Raw genomic sequence first — 5,967 nt, 5'->3', positions numbered from 1 at the left:
GCACCGCCCAGCCCCACCACGGCGGCCACACCGTCGGGCAGTCCCACATCCAGCGCCAGCACGCCGGCGGTGGACCGGCAGATCACCGTGACGATCGCCAAGCGGCGGGTCGACCCACCCACCGGGCGGGTCACCGTGGGTAAGGGTGAGCTGGTCCGGATCACGGTCACCTCGGACGTCGCCGACGAGCTGCACGTGCACGGCTACGACCTGGGCGCCCGACTGCCGGCCGGCACGCCCGCGTCGGTGGAGTTCCGCGCCGAGAAGACCGGGCTGTTCGAGGTGGAGACGCACGAGTCCGAGCTGGTGCTCTTCCAGCTCGTCGTCCGCTGAGCACCATGACCGGCGCCCCGGCGGTGCTGGCGCACGGCGTCGGCGGCCGTCAGGACCTGCCGATCACCCTGCCGCAGCTCGTCGTCGCCGCCGCCCTGACCCTGGTCGTCACGTTCCTCGCGCTGGGCCTGCTGTGGCGCGAGCCGCGGCTCGACCGGGACGCGACCGGCGGACGGCCCGTGCCGGAGCCGCTGGCCCGACTCGTCGACGCGCCCGCCTTCCGGTGGGCACTGCGCGGGCTGGGCCTGCTTGCCGCCGGTTGGTTCTGCCTCGGCCTGCTGGCCGGGCCGGACACGCCGGACAACCCGACGGCCGGGGTGCTCTACGTGCTGCTCTGGGTCGGGCTGGTGCCCGTGTCGCTGCTGCTCGGCCCCGTCTGGCGGGCGGTCAACCCGCTGCGTACCGTCCATCTGCTCGCCGCGCTGGCGAGGCGCCGGGACCCGGAGCGCGGCCTGCGCGAGCTGCCGGCCGGCCTGGGGCTCTGGCCGGCGGCGGTGGCCCTGTTCGGGTTCGTCTGGCTGGAACTGGTCGCGCCCGACCGGGCCACCCTGCCGGTCATCACCGCCTGGCTCGCCGGGTACGCCGTGCTCATGCTCGCCGGGGCGGCGCTGTTCGGCGCGGGCTGGTTCGACCGGGCCGACCCGTTCGAGGTGTACAGCGCGCTGGTCGGCCACCTCGCCCCGGTCGGCCGCGCGGCGGACGGCGTGCTGGTGTGGCGTAACCCGCTCGACGGGATCGCCGGGCTGCGGCCCCGCCCCGGGCTGGTCGCCGTGGTGATCGTGCTGCTCGGGTCGACCATGTTCGACAGCCTCTCCAACGCGCCGGCCTGGCTGCGCTTCAGCCAGGAGAACGGCCTGCCCCCGGTGGTCACCGGCAGCGCCGGGCTGATCCTGGTCATCACCGCCGTCGCCGCGGCGTACCTCGTCGCCACCGGGGCGGCGACCCGGATCGGCCGCGGTGGGCCCGCCGGCGCCGACGCCCGCGGGCTGCCCGGCGAACTCGCCCACTCCATCGTGCCGATCGCCGTGGGCTACCTGGTGGCCCACTACTACTCGTTGTTGATCCTGGAGGGTCAGCGCACCGTCGCGCTGCTCTCCGACCCGCTGGACACCGGCGCGAACTGGTTCGGCACCGCCGGCTGGGAACCGCACACCGGCCTGGTCACGCCGTCCGGGGTGGCCACTCTCCAGATCACCGTCATCATCCTCGGGCACCTGCTCGGCACGCTGCTCGCGCACGACCGCGCCCTGTACCTGTTCCCCCGGGCCCGGGCCGTGGCCGGCCAGCTCCCCCTGCTGGCGCTGATGGTCGCCTACACCGTCGCCGGCCTGCTGCTCCTCTACGCCGGGTAGGCCGCCGACGACCGGGCGACCCGGTTCCGCGGCGGTGCCGGGCGGGGGTGAGGATGAGGCGTGGATTCTGATCTTCGGCGCTACCTCGACGAGCTGGTCGACGCCGCCCGTGACGTGCTCGGCGACGACCTGGTGGGCGCGTACGCGGCCGGCTCGGTGGGGCTCGGCGCGTACCAGGCGGGCCGCAGCGACGTGGACGTGGCGCTGCTCTGCGCCGGGCCGCTGAGCGAGGCCGACAAGCGGGCGCTGGTGGCGCGGCTGCGGCACGAGGCGCTGCCCTGCCCGGCACGCGGGCTGGAGCTGGTCGTCTACCGGCGGGAGGTGGCCGCCGCCGGCAGCCCCGAGCCCGGCTTCGAGGTCGAGCTGAACACCGGGTCCGGCATGCCGTTCCGCCGCACGCTCGACCCGGCCGACCGGCCGGCGGTCGACGGCCGGTTCTGGTACGGGCTGGACCGCAGCATCCTGCACCAGAGCGGTCTGCCACTGCTCGGTCCGCCGGCGGGGGAGGTCTTCGCCGAGCTGACCCCGGCCGACCTGCGCCGCCTGCTGATCGAGGCGCTGTCCTGGTGGCTGGCCCTGCCGACGCCGCCGGACGACCGGCCCGCGCCCGGCGCGGAGGACGCGGTGCTCGGCGCCTGCCGATCCCTGGTGCGTCACCGCGACGGCGTCTGGCTGTCCAAGGTGGAGGCCGGGCGGCGCCTGATCGACGCCGGCGACCCGGCCGAGGTGATCGGTCGGGCGGTCGCCGCGCGGCACGGGGGGCCGTCGCCCACCGGCACGCAGGCGCGCGCCTTCCAGCACCGGGTCCGCGCCGAGATCGCCGGCCAGCCCGGAGACCAGCGGCGTTGACCAGCCGACCCTCGGCGCCGACTAGCGCACCGGGCGGGACTGGAGCGCGGCGAAGAGCAGGTTGAGGCCCTCGGTCATCGTCGGGTGGGTGATGACCGCGTCCCGCAGGGCGGTCCACGGCATCCCGGCGAGCATGGCCAGCTGCACCGAGGTGATCACCTCACCGGCCTCGGCGCCGAGCAACGCCGCGCCGAGGATCTGGTCGGTTTCGGCGTCGACCACCGCCTTCCACATCCCCTCGGTCTGGCGCAGGGTGCGGGCCCGGGGGATCGCGGCGACCGGCAGGTGGGCCACCTGGACGTCGTACCCGGCGCGGCGCGCCTCGGTCTCGGTGACACCGACCCGGGCCAGCTCCGGGGTGGTGAAGACGGTGTACGGGATGAGCCGCCCGGCCGTGCTGCGCCGCTCACCCGCCAGGTTCGCCCGGATGATCCGGTAGTCGTCCAGCGAGGCGTGGGTGAACTGCGGGGTTCCGGCGACGTCCCCGGCCGCCCAGGTCCGCTCGGCGCTGGTCCGCAGGTACTCGTCGACCGCCACGAAGCCACGGTCGTTCACCCGCACGCCGGCGGCGTCCAGGCCGAGCCCGTCGGTGACCGGCTCGCGGCCGACCGCGACCAGCACGTCGTCCCCGGTCACCAGGCTGCCGTCGTCCAGCGTCACCCGGACCGTGCCGTCGGCGTCGCGGTCGATCCGGGCGACCGTCGTGCCGGCGCGTACGTCGATGCCGTCGTCGAGCAGGATCCGCATCACCGCGTCGCCGACGTCGGGATCCTCGCGGGTGAGCAGCCGTGGGCCACCCTCGATCAGCGTCACCGCACTGCCGAACGACGCGAACATCTGCGCGAACTCCACCCCGACGGTGCCACCGCCGAGCACCACCAGTCGGCCCGGCAGCCGGTCCAGGTGCAGCAGGGTGTCACTGGTCAGCACCGAGGCCTCGGCCATCCCGGGCACCGACGGCAGGTGCGGGCGGGTGCCGGTGTTGATCACCACGTCGGCGCCGCGCAGGAGCCGTTCGCCACCGTCGGACACCGACACCCGTACGGTGCGGGGGCCGACGAACCGGGCCGCACCGATCACCAGGTGCAGGCCGGAGTCGAGGAACTGCTGCCGGTTGGCGGCCACCATCCCCTCGACGACGTCCTGTTTGTGGGCGCGCAGCAGGTCCACGTCGACCCGGCCACCCTCAACCACCAGGCCGAGTGCGGCCGCGCCGCGGAGCTGGCGGGCGGCGCGGGCGCTCGTGACCAGCGCCTTGGTCGGGATGCACGCGACGTTGATGCAGCTGCCGCCGATCATGCCGCGTTCGACCATCGCCACCCGCCGGCCGGATCGGGCGACGTCCATGCTCAACGTCTTGCCGGCCTTGCCGCCGCCCACGACGAGCAGGTCGAACTCCTCCGGTCGGTCGGTCACCGGGTGCTCCTCACGGTCGCCGGGCCGGTGCCGCCGCGGGAGCACGACGGCCAGACCAGCCTGTCAGCTCCGGTGACCCACCGGCCCCCGTTCCGAGCAGAACCGCCAACTCCGGGCCGGACCCACCTCAGGCCGAGTGCCGGGCGGCGCCGTTCTCGCTGACCGGCTGGCCGAAGGGCAGGAACGGCACGGGGGCCGGTTCGCCGGTGCCGCCGGGTCGCGTGAAGGTCGGGTCGACGTCCGCGGTGGGTTCCTCCGCAGCGGCCGTACGGTCGGCAGCCGCTGCCGGGTCCTCCGTGGGCTGGTCGTCGCTCGGCCGGTCACTCCCGGACTGGTCGTTGCCGGACTGGTCGTTGCCGGACTGGTCGTCGTGCCGATCGGCGCTGTGCCGGTCAACACCGAGCCGCTCGACTCCGGGCCGCTCGGCACTGGGCCGCTCGACTCCGGGCCGCTCGGCACTGAGCCGCTCGACACCGGGCCGCTCAGCACCGGGTCGCTCGGCGCCGGAGCGGTTGCCCACCATCGGGTACTCGGCGGTCTCCGTGCCACCCGCGGCGGCGGCCATGACGGCGGCGGCGGCCAGGTCGGCCACCCGCTTCGCCTCCCGCTGCACCCGGGCCCGGACGTCCTTGGCGTGCCGCTCGGCGGAGTCTCCGGCCCGTCGAGCCTCGTCCAGCCGGGCGCTCTCGGCGGTGAGGTCCCGACGGACCTCACCCAGCCGCTGCTGCAACCGGGACAGCTCGTTCTCCAGGGTCTCTCCCTCCTGGCGCACCTCCGCGAGCTGCTGCTGGGCGGACTCCAGCTCGGCGTGCAGCTGGGTCGACTCCTGCCGGCGCTCCTCGATGTCCTGCTGGAGGGCGGCGAGCTGCTCCTGGTGGGTGGCGGCCTGCTCGTCGGCCCGGTTGCGCAGGTCGGTCACGTGCTGCTGCGCTTCGGCCAGCAGCGCGGCGATCTGCTGCTCGGTCGCGCTGCGCTGCTCGGCCAACTCCCGCTCCGCGGCGGCCCGCTGCTCGGCGATCTCCTGCTCGGCGACGGTCCGCCGCTCATTGACGTCGCGCTCGATCCCGGCCTGCCACTGGGCCAGCTCCTGCTGGCTCTTGGCCCGGGCAGCCTGCAGCTCCTGCTGGATCTGGGTACGGGCCGACTTCATCAGCGCGTCGGCGGCGACCCGGGTCTGGTTGAGCTGCTGCGCGCTCTGTTCGGTGATCCGCTTCGCCTCGTTCTGGGCGCGCTCGTTGGCGGCCTCACCTTCGGCGCGCAGCTGCTCCGCGTGCTCCCGGATCGCGGTCAGCTCGGCCTCGGCCATGCTGCGCCGCTCCTCGTGGGCCTGCTCCTGCTCGGCGCGCCGGGCCGCCAGCTCCTCCGCCAGGTCCTGGCGCGCCTGCGCGGCCCGCTCGCGGGTGTCGGCGAGGACTCGCTCGGCCTCGGCGCGCAGCTCGTTGGCCAGGTCCGTGGCGGACTGGCTGATCATGGCGGCCTGCTTCTCCGCGAGGGCCAGGATCTCGCCGACCATCGGGCCCAGATCCTGGAACGAGGCGCGGTCCACCTGCACCGGCTGCTCGCGCAGCTCGGCCAGCTCGGCGCGCAGCCGCTGCACCTCGGCGGTCAGCTCACGGACCCGGACGGCGGAGCGCCCGTGCTCCCCACTCAGCATCGCGATCTGACCGTCGAGCTGCTCCAGGTGTCGGTCGACCTGGCGTTTGTCGTAGCCGCGCAGCGTGAGCTCGAAGCTCGGCCGCGAGGCCGCATCGTCGCGTGCTGCGAGCGGCTCAGCGCCGATGGACATGCACCATCCTCCGTACGATCGGGGCGCCAGCGTCGGCGGTCTACCGCCCCGCGGGCCGGGAGTGTGGCGCAACGCTACCGCCGAGGCGGCCCGGTGCGAAGTCCCGCCCCGTCTCTGTCCGCCCGTCCCTCCCTTCCTCGGTCGATCATGGAGTTGTGGTGCCCGGATGACCCTGATCCGCGGCTCTTGTCACCCACCACAACTCCATGATCGACCGAGGAAGGGAGGGAC

5 protein-coding genes are annotated in these 5,967 nt (G+C 74.6%); 3 read left to right on the top strand and 2 right to left on the bottom strand.

The window, feature by feature from the left end; translation table 11 throughout:
* The 3 genes from EAD98_RS01495 to EAD98_RS01485 all read left to right on the top strand — a co-directional run.
* Positions 1 to 333, top strand: a 333-nt coding sequence (locus EAD98_RS01495; protein WP_233583675.1) for a hypothetical protein, incomplete at its 5' end; no start/stop codon positions are given.
* Between the two features lie 5 nt (positions 334 to 338).
* Positions 339 to 1,685, top strand: coding sequence for a hypothetical protein (locus tag EAD98_RS01490; RefSeq protein WP_121652284.1), 1,347 nt, complete (start codon positions 339 to 341; stop codon positions 1,683 to 1,685).
* A 60-nt stretch (positions 1,686 to 1,745) separates the two neighbouring features.
* Positions 1,746 to 2,534 carry a nucleotidyltransferase domain-containing protein gene (locus tag EAD98_RS01485; protein ID WP_121652283.1) on the top strand — a complete coding sequence of 263 codons (789 nt, stop codon included), beginning with the start codon at positions 1,746 to 1,748 and terminating at the stop codon, positions 2,532 to 2,534.
* 21 nt (positions 2,535 to 2,555) lie between these two features.
* Here the strand turns inward: EAD98_RS01485 and EAD98_RS01480 are convergent, their stop codons facing one another.
* Positions 2,556 to 3,950, bottom strand: coding sequence for an NAD(P)/FAD-dependent oxidoreductase (locus EAD98_RS01480; protein WP_121652286.1), 1,395 nt, complete (start codon positions 3,948 to 3,950; stop codon positions 2,556 to 2,558).
* Between the two features lie 127 nt (positions 3,951 to 4,077).
* The gene (locus tag EAD98_RS01475; protein WP_121652282.1) at positions 4,078 to 5,736 is read right to left on the bottom strand and encodes a hypothetical protein; all 1,659 of its coding nucleotides are present in this window, start codon (positions 5,734 to 5,736) and stop codon (positions 4,078 to 4,080) included.
* Positions 5,737 to 5,967: the final 231 nt, after the last annotated feature.

The organism is Micromonospora sp. CV4 (assembly GCF_003667455.1).
In the GTDB taxonomy this organism is placed as follows: domain Bacteria; phylum Actinomycetota; class Actinomycetes; order Mycobacteriales; family Micromonosporaceae; genus Micromonospora.
The sequence above is the reverse complement of the archived record's forward strand: the minus strand, read 5'-3'. Positions and strand labels throughout refer to the sequence as shown.